16 protein-coding genes and 2 pseudogenes are annotated in these 20,207 nt (G+C 40.3%); 13 read left to right on the forward strand and 5 right to left on the reverse strand.

What is annotated here, in order from left to right; genetic code table 11:
* The first annotated feature begins 819 nt into the window (after positions 1-819).
* Genes EKM78_RS08395 through EKM78_RS08405 form a run of 3 tightly spaced genes read left to right on the forward strand, consistent with a single transcriptional unit; the run spans position 820 to position 3,781 of the window.
* Positions 820-2,025 (forward strand): quaternary amine ABC transporter ATP-binding protein, encoded by a 1,206-nt coding sequence (locus tag EKM78_RS08395; protein WP_125771258.1) that lies wholly within the window; start codon positions 820-822, stop codon positions 2,023-2,025.
* Entirely contained in the window at positions 2,018-2,866 is an 849-nt protein-coding gene (locus tag EKM78_RS08400; RefSeq protein WP_125771260.1) for an ABC transporter permease, read from the forward strand. The genes EKM78_RS08395 and EKM78_RS08400 overlap by 8 nt, the downstream gene beginning before the upstream one ends.
* Before the next feature lie 54 nt (positions 2,867-2,920).
* Positions 2,921-3,781, forward strand: coding sequence for a glycine betaine ABC transporter substrate-binding protein (locus tag EKM78_RS08405; RefSeq protein WP_125771298.1), 861 nt, complete (start codon positions 2,921-2,923; stop codon positions 3,779-3,781).
* A 359-nt stretch (positions 3,782-4,140) separates the two neighbouring features.
* Here EKM78_RS08405 and EKM78_RS12700 read toward each other — a convergent pair whose 3' ends face one another.
* Positions 4,141-4,353 (reverse strand): hypothetical protein, encoded by a 213-nt coding sequence (locus tag EKM78_RS12700; RefSeq protein WP_164507264.1) that lies wholly within the window; start codon positions 4,351-4,353, stop codon positions 4,141-4,143.
* 242 nt (positions 4,354-4,595) lie between these two features.
* Here EKM78_RS12700 and EKM78_RS08410 point away from each other — a divergent pair, with 242 nt between their 5' ends.
* On the forward strand, positions 4,596-5,456 hold the full coding sequence (locus EKM78_RS08410; RefSeq protein ID WP_125771262.1) for a helix-turn-helix domain-containing protein: 861 nt from the start codon (positions 4,596-4,598) through the stop codon (positions 5,454-5,456).
* Between the two features lie 12 nt (positions 5,457-5,468).
* Positions 5,469-7,766 carry a nitric-oxide reductase large subunit gene (locus EKM78_RS08415; RefSeq protein WP_125771264.1) on the forward strand — a complete coding sequence of 766 codons (2,298 nt, stop codon included), beginning with the start codon at positions 5,469-5,471 and terminating at the stop codon, positions 7,764-7,766.
* A 313-nt stretch (positions 7,767-8,079) separates the two neighbouring features.
* Here the strand turns inward: EKM78_RS08415 and EKM78_RS12705 are convergent, their stop codons facing one another.
* From EKM78_RS12705 to EKM78_RS08430, 4 genes are all read right to left on the reverse strand, one after another.
* Complete coding sequence (locus EKM78_RS12705) at positions 8,080-8,271, reverse strand: hypothetical protein (protein WP_164507265.1); 192 nt, start codon at positions 8,269-8,271, stop codon at positions 8,080-8,082.
* Between the two features lie 86 nt (positions 8,272-8,357).
* Positions 8,358-8,591, reverse strand: coding sequence for a flavodoxin family protein (locus EKM78_RS08420; RefSeq protein ID WP_125771266.1), 234 nt, complete (start codon positions 8,589-8,591; stop codon positions 8,358-8,360).
* 196 nt (positions 8,592-8,787) lie between these two features.
* Positions 8,788-9,123, reverse strand: coding sequence for a nucleotide pyrophosphohydrolase (locus EKM78_RS08425; RefSeq protein ID WP_125771268.1), 336 nt, complete (start codon positions 9,121-9,123; stop codon positions 8,788-8,790).
* 1 nt (position 9,124) lies between these two features.
* Positions 9,125-10,873, reverse strand: coding sequence for a DUF2075 domain-containing protein (locus EKM78_RS08430; RefSeq protein ID WP_125771270.1), 1,749 nt, complete (start codon positions 10,871-10,873; stop codon positions 9,125-9,127).
* A 594-nt stretch (positions 10,874-11,467) separates the two neighbouring features.
* On the opposite strand from EKM78_RS08430, the pseudogene EKM78_RS08435 reads away from it, so the two are divergent.
* From EKM78_RS08435 to EKM78_RS08470, 8 genes and pseudogenes are all read left to right on the forward strand, one after another.
* Positions 11,468-12,628 (forward strand): annotated as a pseudogene (locus EKM78_RS08435) (2-isopropylmalate synthase).
* A gap of 1 nt (position 12,629) precedes the next feature.
* On the forward strand, positions 12,630-13,706 hold the full coding sequence (leuB, locus tag EKM78_RS08440; RefSeq protein WP_125771272.1) for a 3-isopropylmalate dehydrogenase: 1,077 nt from the start codon (positions 12,630-12,632) through the stop codon (positions 13,704-13,706).
* A pseudogene (gene leuC / locus EKM78_RS08445) lies at positions 13,684-15,076 on the forward strand (3-isopropylmalate dehydratase large subunit). The gene leuB and the pseudogene leuC overlap by 23 nt, the downstream one beginning before the upstream one ends.
* A 1-nt stretch (position 15,077) precedes the next feature.
* Positions 15,078-15,659, forward strand: coding sequence for a 3-isopropylmalate dehydratase small subunit (gene leuD, locus EKM78_RS08450; protein WP_125771275.1), 582 nt, complete (start codon positions 15,078-15,080; stop codon positions 15,657-15,659).
* Positions 15,660-16,062: 403 nt separating this feature from the next.
* Positions 16,063-17,355, forward strand: coding sequence for an MFS transporter (locus EKM78_RS08455; RefSeq protein ID WP_125771277.1), 1,293 nt, complete (start codon positions 16,063-16,065; stop codon positions 17,353-17,355).
* A gap of 395 nt (positions 17,356-17,750) precedes the next feature.
* Entirely contained in the window at positions 17,751-18,485 is a 735-nt protein-coding gene (locus tag EKM78_RS08460) for a sulfite exporter TauE/SafE family protein (RefSeq protein WP_125771279.1), read from the forward strand.
* Positions 18,486-18,582: 97 nt separating this feature from the next.
* Positions 18,583-19,503, forward strand: coding sequence for an aldo/keto reductase (locus EKM78_RS08465; protein ID WP_125771281.1), 921 nt, complete (start codon positions 18,583-18,585; stop codon positions 19,501-19,503).
* Positions 19,504-19,533: 30 nt separating this feature from the next.
* Positions 19,534-20,145, forward strand: coding sequence for an NAD(P)H-binding protein (locus EKM78_RS08470; RefSeq protein WP_125771283.1), 612 nt, complete (start codon positions 19,534-19,536; stop codon positions 20,143-20,145).
* Positions 20,146-20,207 lie beyond the last annotated feature (62 nt).

A 20,207-nucleotide genomic window follows, 5' to 3' on the forward strand; every position in this document is an offset into this window, starting at 1 on the left:
ATATATCCATAGTATAATTACTAATCAATGAATAAAATATTGATATATTGCGGGTTAAGCTTGACATCTGGTAGGAATTTCACACCTGACAGCGAATTTCCTCCACCCCCGCAGAACCTTCGGTTTCAGAATCATTAGGTTTTTGGTGAGGATTACGGTACTTAGTTTTTCTTGTCTTTGCGTTTTTGAACTGTGGGTATCTATCTATTCAATTTATTTTTGTGCGTGCTCGATATTGCTTTAATTGCTTGACTCAATATTGCTTTTCTTCATTCTTCTATTATTAATTAAATTTTCTGCAAAATGTGCTTTGTTTTTTTGGAGCTCAATTTTTGTAATATTATAGTAGGAACTGTTTTTTTGATTTGGTAATCGGTCATATTTAACTGATTTATTATTTGTTGCTGTTTTATGTTATGTAAACGCTGTATATTAAAGATGTAATAAAGAGAGATTATTTTTCTGTTTTTTGTATTTTGTTCGTTAAATTTTTTTGAATTCGGAATTTTTTTGTTTCACTTGCTGCTTATGTTTGGCTGACCGGAGATTGGTGGTGTTTGTTGCAGTTTTATTGCCTTTTTTTGACGGAATTGTGAAAGAGTTTAAGAATTTCTTAAGAATGGGTTATTTGTATGGTATAAGCCTTTGTAAGGGGTTAAGAGCCCATATTTTGCCTTGATATCGGGGTTCTGTTTGAACGACAAAAAAATTTTTGTTAAAGTAATCTAGCGGACGTAATGGCAATTTTGTACTGGTAAATCGCTATTTTTATATTTAGTAAGTTGCTTTTATTTCCGAGATTCAAGAATGGAGGATTTAATGACAGATAAAGTTAAAATTGAAGTCAAAGGCTTAACTAAGATCTTTGGCAGACATGTTAACAAAGCTAAAGAATTGCTCCGTAAAGGGGAAACTAAGCCACAAATTTTGAAGGAGACTGGTGCCACTGTTGGTGTTGACCAGGCTAACTTTGAAATTTACGATGGTGAAATTTTTGTAATTATGGGCCTTTCTGGTTCTGGTAAGTCTACTTTGATCCGGATGATCAATCGTTTGATTGAGCCTACTGACGGTTCGGTTTCTATCGATGGTGAGAATTTGATGGAGATCGACAAGAAACAATTACGTAATGTTAGACGTAAAAAGATGAGCATGGTTTTCCAAAACTTTGGCTTGCTTCCTAACCGGACTATTTTAGAGAACGCTGAATACGGTTTGGAGATCCAAGGTGTTGATAAAGAAGAACGTGCTAAAAAAGCCAAGACTGCTTTGGAACAAGTTGGTCTTACTGGCTATGACGATGAGTATCCATCACAATTATCTGGTGGTATGCAACAACGTGTTGGGCTAGCCCGTGCTTTGGCTAATGACCCACAAATCCTTTTGATGGATGAGGCCTTCTCAGCGCTTGATCCGTTGAATAGAAGTGATATGCAAGATCAATTGCTCGATCTTCAAGAAAATATGAAGAAGACAATTATCTTTATTTCCCACGATTTGAACGAAGCTTTGAAACTCGGTGATCGGATCATGATCATGCGTGATGGGGAAGTCGTCCAAACGGGGACGCCGGAAGATATTTTGACGCATCCTGCGAATGAATATGTTGAGAACTTTATCGAGAACGTTGACCGTTCTAAAGTTCTTACTGCCGGTAATGTTATGATCAGACCAGTTACGATCAATATTGATAAAGCTGGTCCTCGTTTAACTATTAAACGAATGAGAAATAATGAAGTTTCAACAGCTTATGTGATCGACAATTCAAGAAAACTAGTTGGTATCGTTGATGCTAATGATGTTATCAAGTTGATCAGAACTAATAGTAGTGACTTACGTTCGATTGTTCAGAGCAACGTTCCTACGACTCATGAAGACAAACCAATTTCTGATTTGATGGATGATATTTCACAAACAGGAATTCCGATCGCCGTAACTAACGATAAGAAACAATTACTTGGTATTATCGTTCGTGGTGCGGTTCTAGGTGCACTTGCCGGAAATGAGGTGAAAGATATTGACTAATATTCCACAAATTCCCTTAGCTGATTGGATCGATGCTTTCGTTGATTGGTTAGTTAAATTTACAGGATTTTTCAATGGGGTCACGAATTTCATTGGTGCGATCAATAATGCTTTCCAATGGATTTTTGATCTCTTGCCAATTTGGCTTTTTATCGTCATCGTCTTGGCGTTGACTTTCTACGTTAACCGCGATAAGCAAAATTGGTACTTGCTCGGATTTGAGTTTTTAGGTCTACTATTGATCTGGAACTTAGATTACTGGCGTGATATGACACAAACTTTGACCTTAGTATTAACGTCAAGTTTGATCGCTCTAGTTATCGGTATCCCACTGGGTATCTTGATGGCTAAGAGCCACATTGCTGAAGTTATCTTGAAGCCGATCCTTGACTTCATGCAGACAATGCCAGCCTTTGTTTACTTGATCCCTGCTGTTGCCTTGTTCGGTATTGGTATGGTACCAGGTATCGTAGCTTCAGTTATCTTCGCAATGCCTCCAACAGTTAGAATGACTAACATGGGTATTCGTGAAGTTCCTGATGAATTGATCGAAGCGGCCGATTCATTTGGCTCAACAGAATGGCAGAAATTATTCAAAGTTGAATTACCATTAGCTAAAACTAGTTTGATGGCTGGTGTTAACCAAAGTATGATGCTTGCACTATCAATGGTTGTTATTGCTTCCATGATCGGTGCTATGGGCTTAGGTACAGAAGTTTACTTTGCCGTTGGACGTAACGATGCTGGTAACGGTTTTGCTGCTGGTTTAGCAATCGTTATCTTAGCCATCATCCTTGACCGTCTAACACAGTCACTTACACGTAGCCGTAAGAAAGGATAGGTGAGTTATTTGAAAAAATTAAAATATCTCAGCGTCTTTTTCGTAGCGTTATTGATGGTGCCACTATTAGCTGCCTGTGGATCGACGACTGCTCCTTATAACCCTAAGGAAAAATTGGGACCACAGATCAACTATACGATCACTGGTGTTGACGCTGGTGCTGGTGTAATGTCATCAACGCAAACAGCTTTAGACAAATATGGTCTAAAGGAGAAGAACTGGCAATTGCAACCTAGTTCAACTGCTGCTATGACTAGTACCTTAGATAAAGCCATTAAGGACAAACGTCCGATCGTTATCACTGGTTGGCAACCACACTGGATGTTCACTAAGTATAAGATCAAATTCTTAAAAGATCCTAAAAACGTCTTCGGTAAAGCAGAACATATTGATACCGTGGTTCGTAAAGGATTGAAGAAAGATAAACCTGAGGCTTACACAATTTTGGATCGTTTCCACTGGAATCGTGAAGAGATGTCGAGTGTTATGTTGAAGGTCAACAATGGCGACGACCCTAATAAAGCTGCCAAAAATTGGATCAAGAAGAATCCTGACATGGTCAAGAAATGGACCAAAGGTGTTAAGAAAGTCCATGGTGAAAAACTCAAGATGACTTATGTCGCTTGGGATTCGGAAATTGCCTCAACCAACGTGATCGCTCAAGTATTGAGAGATCAAGGTTATGATGTAACTATCCAATCAATGGAAATGCAACCAGTTTGGGCTTCTGTCTCAACTGGTGCTGCAGACGCAATGGTTAGTGCTTGGTTGCCTAAGACGGCTGCTAAGTTTGCTAGTGATTATAAGGGTCAGTATGAAGATCTTGGTCCTAGTCTTGAGGGAGCTAAGGTTGGTCTAGCTGTTCCTACTTATATGACTAATATTAATACTATTGATGATTTGAAGAATAAATAAGTTTTTATTGATGAAGCCTGATTCGCTGAGAGTCAGGCTTTTTGTTTTGGGGTTTTGATTGCGGGGGTTGTTTGGGGGGTGGTTCATTGCCGGTTCTGCGTGGGGTTCCGGAAATTGCGCCGTGGAACGCCATGGGCACCACTCTGAGCTATCCGAAGAAAACCGCTTCGGACATCTCAGAGCTGGGCCTTCCACTAAGCTCCTTCGTCGCTAAGTGGAATTTCATGGCTGACGGCGAATTTCCTCCACCCCACGCAGAACCTAAGGTAGTGCAATCATTTTTTGGAATGGGGCACGGTACTTAGTTTTATGTCAGTGGTACCTTGGATTGAGGTGGAGTTCCTTGTTGAATATTTTTGTTAGAATTTTTCTCTTTGATTCCTATCTGGTTGTTTTTTTAATTCATTCCTATTTGTTTTTTGTTTCGAACTGTGTTTTCCAATTTTAAGATTTCTTTTTTTGCTCTTTTTTTTGGCCTTTTGTCGCTGTGAAAATCTCTTTGTTTTACGCTTATTTATTGATATTTGCGGGCATATTTGATGATATTTTTGCCCTTTATCTTTTATTTTCACAAGATATTGCTTTTGGAGACCTTTTCTCGCTGTTATTGTTGAAAGCGTTTTAATTAACTTGATTTCACAATGTATATAATTTAGGAATATTTTATATATAAAATGGTTATTTACAAAACTGATAAATGAGACTAGACTGTTATAGAAATCAGTTATACGGGATATTTATTACCTATTCAAAGGGGGATTATAATAGTATATAATTCTATTCGTAGAGAAAATTATGATATAGGGGTGGTTACGTGAATATTCAATCTTTCGTTGAGAAAAGGAAAGAGATGGGTCTTTCACAGAAAGCACTTAGTAAGGGTATTTGTACCCAGGCTACTTTGAGCAAGTTTGAAAATAATGGCAAGATCCCTTCGATGAAGATTTTGATTCAGTTGTGTAATCGCTTGGATCTGGCTTTGGATGATATTATTGGTATCGACAATAATGGTAAGAAGAAGCAGATCCAGGCTATGAATAAGGCTGAGTTTAATTTGATCATTGAGGAATACGATAATTCTTGGGAGATTTTGAAGGAGATCGATTTGGATTCTCTTTCTGATGACCTGAAGGCGACGATGCAGTATTACTATTTGAAAGGATATTTGAATGTTCTTGATGATGGTGATCTGTTGGAAGCTGTATTTGACTTTAATCGTATTTTGTCCGATCTCGATGCTAAAGGTGAGACGATTTTTACTTTTCTAGCTTTCGTTGGTATGGGTATGGTTTATGCTCAACAAGGCGATGATGCTAAGAGCGAATATTATTTCAGCAAGGTATTTAATGATATTTATGGCATGGAGATCGATGATGTGACTAAGATCTGGCGTTACATCAATATTATTTTTTACTGCTCATTGTATTACTCAAACCGCAAAGAATTTGAAACGGCCAATACGTTGTTGCGATACGGCGTAAAGATTTGCCAGGATAATCATGTTACTTATTACATTGCCCGCATCTACGAGCAATTAGCCATCAATAAATGCGAAGTTGATGGACAAAGCGACGATGTGTTAGACCTGTTGAATAAGGCTCAAGTATTTTCTGAATTCAATCATAATGAAAACGAATTGATAAAGATCCGCAAGCTGATTAAAGACTGTAAGTAAGAGGGGATTATTTTGACGTCTTATAAGAAGCTTAATAAGACGCTACTTTGGACTTTAGTTGTCGCCTTCTCAATCTTGATAGCCGGAGGACTTTTGATTTTTAAGAATGAAGCTCCACGTCCTTCAAAAATCGTTAATGAGCAAGGTACGACTGTCGTTACGAAGCAGCAATTATTGTCAGGACAAGCTGTTTTTGAAAAATACGGTTTGACTGATTACGGTACTTATCTAGGGAACGGTACTTATTTTGGACCTGATTATACTGCGCAAGCATTGCATGTTTATTTGAATGGTATGCACAATTACTACGCACACAAGGACTTTAATAAGGACTTTAAGCAATTGAGTACCGAGCAAAAATCAGGTATCAAAGGGAAAGTTACTAAAGAGATCCGAGTCAATCGTTATAACGAATCTAAGGATCAATTGACTTTAACTGATGCCCAAGTTGCTGGATTGAATCATTTGACGAAGTACTATCGGACAGAATTCCGGAACAATCCTAAAGAAGCAGGGATGCCGGAAAATATGATCAGAAATAATACTGACGATTTTATGCAACATGGTGATAAGATCGATCAGCTAACTTATTTCTTCTTCTGGGGAGCATGGATGTCTTCGACAAACCGTCCAAACCAGATCTACTCATACACTAACAACTGGCCATATGACTTAGACGCCGGAAATGTCATGACGAGTGACGTTATGATCTGGACAGCTGTCTCAGTTGCCTTGTTCGTTGCCGGTATGGGGATCGTTATTTACTTCTATAAGAAGTACTCGTTTGATATGGACTACACTGAAGCCTATGAAGAAATGGGCGAGATCAAGACGAGTGAACCGATCACGCCGTCGCAAAGAAAAGCAGCTAAGTATTTCTTAGTTGTTATGTTGATGTTCTTAGTTCAAGTATTACTAGGTGAGTTAATGTCTCACTACTACGTTGAACAAGGATTCTTCGGACTACCACTGCAATACATTTGGCCATTTAACTTGGCTAAGACTTGGCATTTGCAACTAGTTATTTTCTGGATCGCAACTGCCTGGTTAGCAACAGGTATTTACATCACACCACGAGTATTAGGACATGAACCAAAACATCAAGGAGTTCTAGTTGATATTTTATTCTGGGCTTTGATCATCGTCGTTGGGGGATCAATGCTTGGTGAATGGGGCTCTGTGACAGGTATTATTAACGACAAGTGGTGGCTCTTCGGTCACTACGGTTGGGAATATGCCGAGATGGGTAAATTCTGGCAGATCTTATTCATCCTTGGCATGCTTCTCTGGGTCGTAATTTTATGCCGTGGATTCATTCCTGCCATCAAGAAACGTGTCAACAAGCACAGATCAGTTCTTTTGACATTGTTACTTTGTGGATCAATAGCAATTCCACTATTCTATTTAGCATCACTCTTTATTCTTCCAAATTCACACGTAACATTTGCCGATTACTGGAGATGGTGGATCGTTCACCTTTGGGTAGAAGGTATCTTCGAATCATTCGCCGTTATCTTGATCGGTTACTTGTTAGTCGACATGAAGTTGACCACTATCAGATCAACTATCAGAGCCTTGTATTTCCAATTGATCTTACTCTTGGGAACAGGTGTAGTCGGAATGGGACACCATTACTTCTGGGAAGGTGACCACTCGATCTGGTTAGCTCTAGGAGCTTGTTTCTCAGCTCTAGAAGTAATCCCACTATGTCTCTTAGTTTGGGAAGCATACACACACTACCGCGTTTACCGTGATAGTATGTTAGATTTCCCATACAAGGGAACATTCATGTTCTTAGTATCAACAGGACTATGGAACGCCTTGGGTGCCGGTGCCTTAGGTTGGTTGATCAACGCACCAGCAATCAACTACTTCGAACACGGAACACAATGGACCTCAGCCCACGCCCACGGCTCAATGGCTGGAGTTTACGGATTCTTCTCAATAGCTATCATGCTATTTGCGATCCGTCATTTGACGAAGACCAGCTTCTGGACAGAAAAAGTCGAGAAGTGGATCAAATGGGCTTGCATCACTCTAAACGTAGGACTAGCTGGAATGACATTTATCACACTAATGCCATTAGGTTGGTTACAACTAAAGGATGCCTTAGACCACGGATACTGGCACGCAAGACAAGCTAGTTTCTATCAACAACCAGCTGAAAAGATGTTGACCATCATCAGATCAGTGCCTGATATCATCTTTACAATTGGTGTTGTTATCTTATTAGTCATCTTCTTCAGAGCAATGTTCAACTTGAAGAAGTCTTCTGATAAGTTAGATCCTATTGATTATGAGATAAAATAGAGCGTGGAAGGGGATGGTCAGCTGCTGAGGATTAACGCGAGTGGGCGCACAAGGTGCGGCGAAGCCGTGCCGCGACCACACGTGTTAACCGGAGGCCGCTATCCCCTGGAACGCGTTTCCACTACAAAGCGGGCAACGTTTGGTATAAAACAAGAAAAGTTTGGCAACCAAAATAATGCCATTTCTACAACCAGACAACTTTGTCGAAACCAAACGTAGTATTAAACGAAGTGTCGGTAAAATACGACATACAAAAAGACGAACATGAGCGAGAAATCGCATCGTGTTCGTCTTTTTTTGTTGGTTACAATTTTTACTGGATCTCAGCACCGATTACGCGAGCTTGATCAATGTTTTCAATTCCTAATACTTCACCCAAATTTTTCCAATCTAAATATTTTTCGAATCTTTTATACCACTCAACTGGTTGAGAAAAATCATCGCCTCCAGCAGTAACTAACAGAACACTCTCCTTGAAGAATTTTTTAAATCCAACGGCCTGCAATATTGGCTGAATGTAATCGATAGCTGTTTTTAAACTACCAGAGATACGGGGGTGGCAAAGACAATAATGTCTGCATCGAGTACTTCTTAGGAAAATCGTGCGGTCACGTCACTACCACTTAGAACTTCGTGCAAGTTATAAGGATTTTCTTTGTATCCTTGGTCGTCGGAATAAAGTGCAACACTAAATTTTAATTCATCGGTCTTCATTTTGCGGACACTGTTACCGGACTTTTCAGCACCTTCAGTAAAGCTGTCGATAAGTTGCTTCGTCGTTCTGTGAGTTCTAGATGAGCCGTTTAATACTAGTATATTTTTCATATGATATTCTCTTTGTCATAACCTTTACAACTGCACTTTAAGCTATGTGTTTGAGAACATCAATTTACAATTTCTGCTGTTTATATAATTTTTAGATGAAATTCTATTTTTGTATAAGATGACCACTTAACATGTTGTACGAATTGTACGAAAAAAGCCAAACATCAAGAATTAACTAGATGTTCGACTTTGTTTATTATAATTCAGTATATTTTTTATTACTATCTTTGGCTTTATCAACAGGGTACTTAGCAATGTTCTTTTTCAATTTGCTATCGATGATTTCATCAACATCTAATCCAAGGTTGTCAGCCATCATGTAAGAATAAATCAAAACGTCAGCTAATTCTTCTTTGAGCTGATCGGGTTTCTTTGCAACTACATCTTCGGGTTTCTTCCACTGGAAGAGCTCTAATAGCTCAGAAGCCTCAAGAGAGATGGATATGGCTAAATCTTTTTCATTGTGGAATTGACGCCAATTGCGATCATCTCTAAATTTATTGATCTTTTGCATAGAAGTGTGGTCAGTCATTTTAAATATCCCCTTTTTGTGCTTTTAAAAGCTCTTTTTGAAGTTCTTCGTCAACGGCGTAGATATACAATCCGTTGACTCCACGAGTAAGTAAAACATTTAATTCGTTTTTTAACAAGTCAGTGGAGACGTCGATTTTTTGGTTTTTGTAAGTTCTCCGTTGAGTCACTTTTGAGTTGAAACTGGCAGACTTATCGAAGAACAACTTGCCATCTCGTAATTTAACCGATGGACCAATTATCACAGCGGCGTAGTTTAAATCAAACCCTTGAATGGTAAAAGTTGAGCCAACTTCGTCAATGGTGTGATCTTGCTCAGCCCAAGATAGATCCTTGTAATTAACTTTTTTATTTCGAGGTTTTGGCAGTTGCAAATTCCAAGGTAATGAAAAATCTCCAACTTTGACGTTCCAGTATTGCTCGTCATCAGGATGTTTTCCCTTGATGAATTTCCAATCAAAAGTTGCTAACAGCCTAGATATTCCATTATCAAGATTGGCTGATTTTTCTTTTATGGCTTTGTACATGCTTTGTGGATCTTTAAAAATTTTTAGATCATATTTGTCATCTTCAGGAATATTGAAAACGGTCTTTTTATCAATCAGTCCTCTGATCCACTGTACAGTTTGTTTATTGGCGTTGATCCGCATTTGATTGTGTAATTTAATATAATTTCCTTCAAGTGAGGCTTCTAAGACTAATCGAAGCATATCTTCTGAATCCATGTACTGTTCACGAGAGAGAATTTGGTTTTCGTCATAAACTGCAACAACTACTTTCGCTCTGTCGATGATATCTTGTAACTGATTTTCGCCTTGATATGATTGCTTTCCTTGTGTCCAAAGTAAGTGAGCCTCATCAATCAACACTACGTCAACCTTGTTGTCGGGTGAATGATGGTTGATGAAAGAGGTCGGTTTGGAAACAACGGATTTATCTTTATTTAAGCCCAGTTTTTCTGCAATTTTTTCATAAACCTTTAACTGTTGGTCATGATTAACTAATAAATAATTAGTACTGCCTTCAAGAATCTTATTGTCATCATGTTTCGATTCGTTTTCTAGTTCAAAAAAGATACTACTTAGTAAAACCGTTTTTCCAGTTCCAGCACTTCCGTTGATCAGGATCAATTGCTTTTCTTTATTTCTATTGATGGCTTCCTCGATTTTCATCATGATTTCGTCTTTGGCATTTAATTGCTCAGAGGTTAGCTTGTGGAAAGGTGAAGACTTGAAAATCGCGGAATCACGAATAACTCTTTCTAAAGGAAACAGTTCTTTATTGTCTTCACGAAGTTTATTCCATATCTTCGAAAAAATAGCATCGAGTTCATCTTCAGTGTAATAGTCACTTTGGGGATTGGTTCTCCCATTGTCCAAGGTAACGTTGTTAACACTGGACATGTAATGGATTAATTTGTTTTCGATATCTAGTGTCAATGATTTGTTAAAGTGATCGTGACCGATAATGTACATTTCAGAAGTAGGTGAATTCTCGGTTTTTTGCCAAAAATTATTTGGGTCACTGTCTTCTTTAAGATGTTCCAATGACCTACGTTTGATATCAGTTGTTTCACCGACGTAAACAGAGTATTGGTCTTGATGTTTATTTTTATCATCCACGATGTAAACGGTGGGATAACTTAAAATGTAATTATTATCTTTTAAATTTGAAAAAGAACTGTCTATTTTATCGATTTCTTTCTTGTCATATTTAATTTTTTTGACAATTGGTGAATTAATTTTTTCCAAAGGCTTTTCTCCGATAGTTTTCTCATTTCTAATGATATCAAATATGGTGTGTAACGAAGAAATGAATTTTTTATATTTATGTGTTCAGCATAAATGAAAACTTGTATTAGAAAAACTTCTTTTAGCATTGAAAATCCGCAATGAGATTTTTAGAAAATTTCAGCTCAACAATTGTCAAAATAGCATAAATCATATTTAGAGATTTTCTAATCTAAAATTTTTTCAAGGAATTCAATCACCAATTGACCCCTGATATATCAATAACTACATCAAATATGCAATTAATTAAATTAACAACAAATTAAAATTAATCCTTGAATATTAAAAAATTTAATGCTAGTATACGTGTATCAAATCAAGGAGGTTACATCGTATGTTTAATAAAGCTTATGCCAAACAAATTAAATCTAACAACTCTGTGGCCTTCTTACTAGCCTTGTTGCTCTAGCCAGGACTCTGACAATTTATGTCGAGTCCTATTTTGCGTTAGACAATGGGGCTCGACTAGTAGATTTTTCCGACACCTCATTGTTAAAAGCAATGAGGTGTTTTTTTTATCCAAAAATAGATAGAAGACAATGGAGGATCTACATTATGAGCAAAACAATTCAATTTTTCGACACCACTTTAAGAGATGGTGAACAAACTATTGGCGTTAACTTTGATATCGACCACAAGGTCGCTATTGCTAAACAGCTTGAAAAATGGGGCGTGGATGTGATCGAAGCTGGTTTCCCAGTCGCATCAGAAGGTGACTTTGAAGCTGTGGAAGCTGTTTCTAAGGCCGTTACGACGACGCAAGTTACCGGACTTGCTAGAGCTAAGAAGAAAGATATCGATGCTTGCGTGAAAGCTACGACAGCCGCCAAAAATAAACAGATCCATGTATTTATCGCAACTAGTCCGATCCACCGGGAAGATAAGCTACATATGACTAAGGAGCAAGTGATCGACTCGATCCACGACAGCGTTAGTTATGCACATAAATTTTTTGAGATCGTAGAATTTTCACCCGAAGATGCTACGCGAACGGAGCCTGATTTCTTGGTTGAATCGATCCAAACTGCTATCGATGCCGGTGCTACGGTGATTAACATTCCTGATACCGTTGGCTATACCAACCCTGAAGAATTCGAACGTCTTTTCAAAAATCTTCGCGAAAATATCCCAATGTTTGACCAGATCACTTTTTCAGTCCACTGCCACGATGATCTTGGAATGGCGGTCGCTAATAGTTTACAAGCTATCAAGAGTGGTGCTACTAGGATCGAAGGTACGATCAACGGCATCGGCGAACGGGCTGGAAATGCGGCTCTATAAGAAGTTGCTGCAGCGATGTATGTCAGAAAAGACTATTACCAAGCTGATAACCATATCGATATGGCCGAGACGATGAAGACGAGCAAAATGATCAGTCATTTTTCAGAAATGCCAGTGCCACACAATAAAGCAGTCGTTGGTGCGAATGCCTTTGCTCATGAATCAGGGATCCATCAAGATGGGATGCTCAAGAACCCTCAAACTTATGAGATCTTAACTCCAGAGATCGTTGGAGCCAATAAGACCACCTTACCTCTAGGAAAACTTTCCGGATCTCACGCTGTGATGACGAAGCTTCAAAAGATGGGCTATCAAGTCGATAAAGAAGACATGAAGCGGATCTTTCCAAGGTTCAAGCACGTTGCTGATCACAGTTCGATCGTCTCCGAAGAGCAGCTTCGCAATATTATGAATCAGATCAAGGAGATCGCCTAAGATGAAAAAAGCAGACATAGCAGTACTTCAAGGAGATTACATTGGACCAGAGATCATGAAAGCGGGGCTTTCGGTATTGGAAGCTGTCAGTCAAAATGCCGGATTCGACTATGAGTTGCATTTTGCTCCCTTCGGGGGCGAGGCCATCGACCAAACGGGCGAACCCTTGCCGGACTCGACTTTGAAAACTTGTCGATCAAGTGATGCTATTTTACTTTCAGCTATCGGTGGTCCTAAGTGGGATCAAGCAAAGAACCGTCCTGAAGCAGGTTTGTTGGCGATCAGAAAGGAACTGAATTTGTTCAGCAACATTCGTCCAACTCGGATCAGTTCAGCGATGCAGCCTTTCTCGCCGATCAAGATCAACGGTGATGTGGATTTTGTGATCATCCGGGAATTGACTAGTGGGATTTATTTTGGGACACCTCGATCAAAGACCACTGCTGCAGCAGTCGATACGATGCGCTACACCAAACAAGAGATCAAACGTGTCGCTCAAGTCGCTTTTGATATGGCGATGAGAAGAAAGAAGCACGTCACCTTGGTCGACAAGGCTAACGTCTTAGCAACCAGCAAGTTTTGGCGAGAAGTCGTGGCCGAAGTTGCGACTGCTTATCCAGAAGTCACGTACAACACGAGTTACGTCGATGCAATGGCAATGAAGATCATTTCTCAGCCTGAAAAATTCGATGTCATTTTAACCGAGAATTTGTTCGGCGATATCTTGAGCGATGAAGCCGCCCAGATCACTGGTTCCTTAGGAACTATCCCTTCAATGAGTACTGGCGAAACAGGACCAGCTTTATATGAACCGATCCACGGTTCAGCACCTGATATCGCTGGTAAGAATATCGCCGATCCGGTCTCGATGATCAAATCAGTCGCCATGATGTTGGAGCATTCCTTTGCACGCCAGGACCTGGCAAATATCATTAATAAATCGGTCGATAAATCAATTGAGCAAAAAATCGTCACTCCTGATCTTGGTGGTAATAGTACCACGACGGAAGTGACTGACAATATTATTCAAAACATCAAGGAAAGCAGTGAAAAGTATGTCACAAACAATGTTCGATAAAATTTGGAACCAACACGTAATCGCAGGAGAACCAGGAGATCCGCAACTAATGTACGTTGACCTGCAGTTACTCCATGAAGTAACTTCTCCGCAGGCTTTTGAAGGATTGCGAGAAAATCATCGACAAGTTCGTCGTCCCGAAAAAAATTTTGCGACGATGGATCACAACGTTCCGACAGTCGATATTTTTAATATCAAAGATGCAATCTCTCGTAAACAGATCGAAACTCTCCAAGAAAATGCGCAAGAATTTGGCGTCAGACTTGCTGGCATCGGCTCAGAAGACCAGGGGATCGTTCACGTTATCGGACCTCAATTAGGTTTGACTCAACCAGGGATGATCATCGTCTGCGGTGATTCGCACACGGCTACTCACGGAGCTTTTGGCTCAATTGCTTTTGGTATTGGTACTAGTGAAGTTGAACATGTTTTGGCAACACAGACTATTTGGCAGACGAAGCCCAAGACGATGGGGATCCACGTTCACGGCAAACTTCCTAAAGGCGTTTATGCCAAAGATATCATCATGGGCATCATCGCCCGTGAAGGAGTGGCATTTGGGACTGGCTATGCTGTTGAGTTTTACGGTGACACCATCGAAAGGATGAGTATGGAAGAACGGATGACGCTTTGTAACATGGCCATCGAAGGTGGCGCTAAAATGGGCAGCGTTCAACCAGATCAAACGACTTTCGATTATGTCAAAGGTCGTAAATATGCTCCGAAAAAATTTGACGAAGCGGTCGCATATTGGAAGCAATTTTATACTGACGACGTCTCGGCTTTTGACGACACGATCGACTTTGATGTTGAACAATTAGCTCCCTTCGTTTCGTGGGGGACTAATCCAGGTATGGCCGTTCCCGTCGACAAGCCATTTCCTGAGATCAAAAATGACGATGATAAAAAAGCTTATGAATACGTTGGTTTAAAACCAGGCGAAACAGCTTCGCAGATCCCGATCAGATTTGTATTCTTTGGTTCGTTTTGTATTCTTTGGTTCGTGTACTAACGGCCGGTTGTCTGATCTAAAAGTCGCGGCAAAAGCAATCAAAGGACATCATATTGCAAAGGGAGTCACAGCTTTAGTCGTACCCGGATCACGCGCTATCAAAGAACGAGCTGAAGAATTAGGGTTAGACAAAATTTTTAAAGAAGCGGGCTGCGAATGGCGCGAACCAGGCTGTTCAGCTTGTTTAGGAATGAACCCTGATCGAGTTCCAGCCGGTGTGCACTGTGCTTCGACTTCCAACCGAAATTTTGAAGGACGGCAAGGTGCAGGTTCGAGAACTCATTTAGCTAGTCCAGCGATGGTCGCTGCCGCTGCGATCCACGGACACTTTATCGACATTAGAAAGGAAGCTATCTAACATGCAAGCAATCACAACGATCACTGACACGACGGTACCGATCATGAAAGAAAATATCGATACTGACCAATTGATCCCCAAGCAATTTTTAAAAAATATTTTGAAGACAGGCTATGCCCGCGATTTGTTTTACGATTGGCGCTATTTACCAGGTGGAAAGCCTAATCCTGATTTCATTTTGAATGATGACGAGCGACAAAACGCCACTATCTTGATCACAGGTGACAACTTCGGTTGTGGCTCTAGTCGGGAGCACGCCGTCTGGGCATTGAAAGATTATGGCTTTAAAGTCGTCATCGCAGGTGGATACAGCGACATTTTCTATATGAACAGTACGAAGAATGGCTTGTTAGCAATTACGTTACCAGAAGACCAACGTGAATATCTGGCCTCTATTCCAGCCGATGAAAAAATTACAGTCGACTTGCCTAACCAAGAAGTCAAAGCCGGAGATAAAACTTTTAAATTTGACATCGATCCGCTTTGGAAGCATAAGTTCGTTAACGGGTTGGACGATATCGCAATTACCATGGGATACGAGGATCAGATAGAGGACTTTGAGAAGAAAATGCCACAATTTTAAAAACACAGAGAGCGGAAGGCGACGGTCAGCTGCTGAGGATTAAAACACAGAGAGCGCAGCAGGATCGAACAGCTGCTGAGGATTTAGGGACTGTCAGCACAAAAGGTGCGGCGAAGCCGAGCCTGCTGACAGTTTCTAAACCGGAGGCCGCTACCCTGCGGAGCTCGTTTCAAAATCCTTGAGGATAAAAATAGATTGCTCGATTCAAACTGCAGAAAGTTTAGTTAACAAAAATATCTAGCACCAATTTATGCCAATCGATCCGTACCTGCTGACAGTATCTAACCGGAGCAATCTTGCGATTCCCAACATAAAATAAATCCACATTCACACACTAAATTACTAGAAACAAAATACTTCCACCAAACTTAATAACAACTCATCAACCAAGGGGGGTAAAAACATGGAGATCCAGTCCAAACAATTACAGACTCGTTTAGACAGAACTCAAGAGTCGCCGTTATTTTATAAAATTTTTGCATTAGTATCAGGTGGTATGATCTTGGATGCTGCCGACGTCTACATGGCTAGTGCCGTCGCCAGTTCAACTTTAAAAGACAACTGGTCCACGATCCAACAAAATTCTTACTTTTTATCGAGTGGTTTTCTCGGTTTGTTCATCGGGTCGATCATTGCCGGATTCATTGGCGATATTAAAGGTCGCCGGGTAGCTTATCAAATCAATTTGATTTTATTTGGTGCTTTTACCTTTTTAGGAGCTTTCGCACCCAACATGTCTTTTCTGATCTTTTGTCGTTTAATGGCTAGTATTGGCCTAGGTTCAGAGATAGTGACTGGATATTCCATGATCAATGAATTTGCTCCGGTACACAATCGCGGGAAGTGGTGTGCAGCTACTTCTTTGATCGCCAACTGTGGGGCACCGATCACGATGTTATTATGTACTGCAATTATTCCACGATTCGGCTGGCGTCCGATGTTTGCCATGATCGGTATCGTTGCCGCCATTCTTTGGTATTTAAGACGTGATATCCCAGAATCGCCACGGTGGTTGATCGCTCACGGACAAGAGGAAAAAGCACAAAAGATCATCGAACGTCTCGAAGTTAATGGGACCACTGATTTTAATCCGGAAAAGAAAGCACCACGTCAAAAAAATCATCATTCCTTTGGCGTTAGCCTTTTTGTAGCAATCGTAGCTGTCTCAGCAACGATCATTTGTCAATACACCTTCACTTCCTGGGTACCAACGTTATTAGTTCAAAAAAATATCGACATCGGAAACTCACTCGGCCTATCGACCTTAATGATGCTAGGAGCACCTGTCGGCTGTGCCATTGGTGCCTACCTAGTAGATAAAATCGGTCGAAAACTAACCATCGTCCCAGCCTTCTTTTTAACAGCCGTATTTGGAATGATGTATGCTCAACAAAACACCGTTTACGGAGTAGTAGCAGTAGGCTTCCTACTAACTACATGTTTCTACATCCTAATGGCCAGCGTAGTAGCAGTCTACGTAGCCGAACTATTCCCAACCAAAGTAAGATTCAGAGGTTCAGGCATAGCCAACGGAATCGCCAAACTATTCACCGTAGCAATGCCAATAGCAGTAGCCTGGTTACTAACAGTCACCACCACCAATGTAATCTTCTGGATAATCAGCGCCATAGCAATATTCGCCGGCGCCGTAGTTTGGTTCTTTGGGGTAGAGACTAACCAAAAAGAAATTGAATAAAACACAGAGAGCGTAGCGGGGTCGAACAGCTGCTGAGGATTTAGGGACTGTCAGCACCCAAGGTGCGGCGAAGCCGTGCCTGCTGACAGTTTCTAAACCGGAGGCCGCTATCCCCTGGAGCTCGTTTCCGCTACATCTGGAGCAACCGTATTCGCAAACTAAAAGATTTAGCTGTAACAAAATTCCTTCCACAATAAAAACAATTACCGTATTCGCAAATTCAACAAACAACCATAGAAAAATGTCCTTCCTAAACAAAACAACTACAGTATTCAAAAAAAACAACCAGATAAAACCCCCTCTCCAACCCAGACACACCAAAAACTCCCAACCCCCTACAATCCCCACCAATTATCAGTTAAACTAAATTAATGAACTAAAAGGGGAAGGTAAAAATGACAGAGATCCTAGTAATCCTAATAATCCTATTCGGTGCGTTCATTCGAACCGTCTTCGGCTTTGGAGACGCCTTAGCAGCAATGCCGCTACTAGCCTTGATCGCGTTCGATACCCAATCAGCCACCGCCTTGATCGGTATCACGAGCCTATGCGTAGCGATCCCAGCAACGATCGAGTACCGTCACGACATCAATTGGAAAGTTATCATCCGTTTAGTATTAGGATCGATCCTCGGTATCCCAATGGGGATAGCACTCGTCAAATTTTCTAGTACCCAAACGATTGCCCGTGTCTTAGGAATATTCTTGATCATCTACGGTTCTTACAACTTGTTCAAGATTTTTCGCGGCAAAGCAACGCATTTACGACTTCATTCGCACTGGTTCGATTATTTATTCGGCTGGATCTCTGGTGTTTTAGGCAGTGCCTACAATTCGCACGGAGTTGCGGTCGCAGTCTATGGTACCTTGAAGAACTGGACGGCCAAAGAATTTCGTGGCATCTTGCAAGCTCATTTCACCTTCACCGGGATCATCGTTGTTTCCAGCCAAATGGCTTCAGGATTTTGGAATCTCGAAGTGGTCAAAATATTTTTGATCTCATTGCCACTCTTAGCAGTCATCATTTGGTTGTCAAATCTCGTTTCAAGAAAAATCAATACCGCAACGCTAGTCAAATATGTCTACGGCATGTTGTTTTTGTTCGGCGTGATGTTATTGATCAAAGCATGAATAAAATTATCAAATATGCAGATAATTTTATTTTTTTTGCCAAAATGGACTATGCTAAAGATGGTATCCAAAAAATACAATTTATTGGAGGCTCTTTATGGAAAATTTGATAAAAATAGGTAAATCAGAGGTAACTAGTAAAAAAATCGGTCTCGGAACTAATAAAGTTGGAGGCCACAATATTTTTCCTGATCTAAAAGATGAAGATGGTTATGCCGTAGTCAAAGAAGCTATCGATCAAGGCATTACCACGCTAGACACGGCTTATATGTATGGTAATGGTCGTTCTGAAGAGATCATTGGTGATGTGATCCAAAATTACGATCGCCAGAAATTGATCATCGCTACCAAAGCAGCCCAAAATCCTGAGAAGGATGGTCAAGTCGACAATAGTCCGGAATTTTTAAAGAAGTCTGTTGATTTAGCTTTAAAGCGTTTGAAGACGGATTATCTCGATATTTTTTACATCCATTTTCCTGACGAAACTACGCATAAAGATGAAGCTGTCAAAACTTTGGCTGAATTCAAAAAAGCTGGCAAGATCAAAGCTATCGGTGTTTCCAATTTCTCACTGGAGCAGTTGCAAGAAGCTAATAAAGATGGCTTGGTCGATATCGTGGAAGACAACTACAGTCTAGTTCACCGCGATGCTGAAAAAGAGCTCTTTCCATATTTGAGAAAAAATGACATTTCATTCGTGCCATACTTCCCATTAGCATCAGGTTTGTTGACGGGTAAATATGGTGTGGCTGATGCCAAGAAATTCGATCAATTTACCAAAGCTCAGTTTAGCGACATTATCGCTGCTTTAGGCGTCGTCCATAAGATCGCCAATAAATTAGATGCTACCGTCGCTCAAGTCATGATCGCCTGGTACATGAAGAATCCTGATATCTCGATCGTGATCCCAGGTGCCAGAAAGGCCGCGCAAGTCGATCAAAATGCTAAAGCGATGAATTTGGAATTAAGAAACAGTGACTACCACGCAATCGACGAAGCATTTTCAGAATTCGCTTAATAACGTGTTTGGTTGAAAGAAGGAATTTTAATGACGAAAAAAGTAGTAATTTTTGGAGCAAATGGATTTGTTGGTGGAGAATTTGCTAAGCAATTTGTTGATAAGGGTGACGAAGTTATCAGTATTTCTAGAACTGGTGAACCCTTAGGCAATGAAGCTTGGTACGACAAAGTTGACTGGAAAGTTGGTAACGCACTCTCAACTGGTTTTTGGACTAACTATCTCAAAGATGTCGATGTCGTTATCGATACTATCGGCGAGTACCAAGAGAACAATAATGAAAATCTGACTTTTGAAAAAGTTAATTATCAAAGCGCCGCCAATATTGCCGATGCTGTCGAAAAGAATCAAGTTCCCGTGATGGCTTATATTTCGGCTGATGATATTCCTGGTGCCAATAGGCGCTACATTTCCACTAAACGTGATGCTGAAGAAGAATTAAAGCAACGGAAATTCAGAACAGTCATCGCCAGACCAGCTTACATGACCACAGCTGACGACGTCGTTGATAGCACGAAAGAACATCACAGCTTGCCAGTAAATATGGTAGTATCCGCTGTGATCGATGCGGTCGAAAATGCTAAAGAAAATACGACTTTGAGCGTTGATGATATCGATAAATTCAATAACGTCAAAGCTTAGAATGTGTCAGACAAAAGATGACCTATTAGAAGTAATATTCTAGTAGGTCATCTTTTTTTGCT

Source organism: Companilactobacillus furfuricola (assembly GCF_003946325.1).
Classification (GTDB): Bacteria; Bacillota; Bacilli; order Lactobacillales; family Lactobacillaceae; genus Companilactobacillus; species Companilactobacillus furfuricola.

Coding starts and splice junctions, on each gene's coding strand:
- EKM78_RS08395 (WP_125771258.1), top strand. CDS start 820: ATGACAGATAAAGTTAAAATTGAAGTCAAAGGCTTAACTAAGATCTTT.
- EKM78_RS08405 (WP_125771298.1), top strand. CDS start 2,921: ATGGTGCCACTATTAGCTGCCTGTGGATCGACGACTGCTCCTTATAAC.
- EKM78_RS08420 (WP_125771266.1), bottom strand. CDS start 8,591: ATGAAAAATATACTAGTATTAAACGGCTCATCTAGAACTCACAGAACG.
- EKM78_RS08425 (WP_125771268.1), bottom strand. CDS start 9,123: ATGACTGACCACACTTCTATGCAAAAGATCAATAAATTTAGAGATGAT.
- leuB (WP_125771272.1), top strand. CDS start 12,630: ATGAAAAAAGCAGACATAGCAGTACTTCAAGGAGATTACATTGGACCA.
- leuD (WP_125771275.1), top strand. CDS start 15,078: ATGCAAGCAATCACAACGATCACTGACACGACGGTACCGATCATGAAA.
- EKM78_RS08455 (WP_125771277.1), top strand. CDS start 16,063: ATGGAGATCCAGTCCAAACAATTACAGACTCGTTTAGACAGAACTCAA.
- EKM78_RS08460 (WP_125771279.1), top strand. CDS start 17,751: ATGACAGAGATCCTAGTAATCCTAATAATCCTATTCGGTGCGTTCATT.
- EKM78_RS08465 (WP_125771281.1), top strand. CDS start 18,583: ATGGAAAATTTGATAAAAATAGGTAAATCAGAGGTAACTAGTAAAAAA.
- EKM78_RS08470 (WP_125771283.1), top strand. CDS start 19,534: ATGACGAAAAAAGTAGTAATTTTTGGAGCAAATGGATTTGTTGGTGGA.